1 protein-coding gene is annotated in these 410 nt (G+C 49.0%); it reads right to left on the bottom strand.

The window, feature by feature from the left end; all coding sequences use genetic code 11:
- A partial coding sequence (locus H6B10_RS15510) for an HsdM family class I SAM-dependent methyltransferase (RefSeq protein WP_204652364.1) occupies positions 1–410 on the bottom strand: 410 nt, incomplete at both ends.

Genomic DNA, 410 nt, shown 5'->3' with positions numbered 1-410 from the left:
CTGTTTGGCTTTAACGATCTCTGCACTTTGAATGAACATGCCACCGGAACCACAACAGGGGTCATACAACGTGCCATCGAAAGGCTCGATCATCGCCGCAATCAGCTGGACCACATCATGAGGGGTATAGTATTCGCCCTCTTCCTTTGTTGCGTTGACCGCAAATTCCTTGAGGAAGTACTCGTATACCCGTCCGATCAGGTCTTTTTCTTCACCGAACTGCTTGTGGCTGATCTTGTTGATCTCGTCCACCAGCATTTTGATGTCCTTCGGCTCCAGATTTCTCGTGGTAAAAGTACCTTCTACAAAACAGCCTTTCAGCTGCTTATCACTGTCTCCCAAGGCTTTCAAAGCCGTATCCAAAGCCACATTCAACTGCGGCGCAGGTGTATTGATGATGGTGGTCCAGC

The organism is Gemmiger formicilis, assembly GCF_016901605.1.
Classification (GTDB): domain Bacteria; phylum Bacillota; class Clostridia; order Oscillospirales; family Ruminococcaceae; genus Gemmiger; species Gemmiger formicilis_B.
Note: the sequence above shows the minus strand (reverse complement) of the source record. Positions and strands in the feature narration are given on the sequence as shown.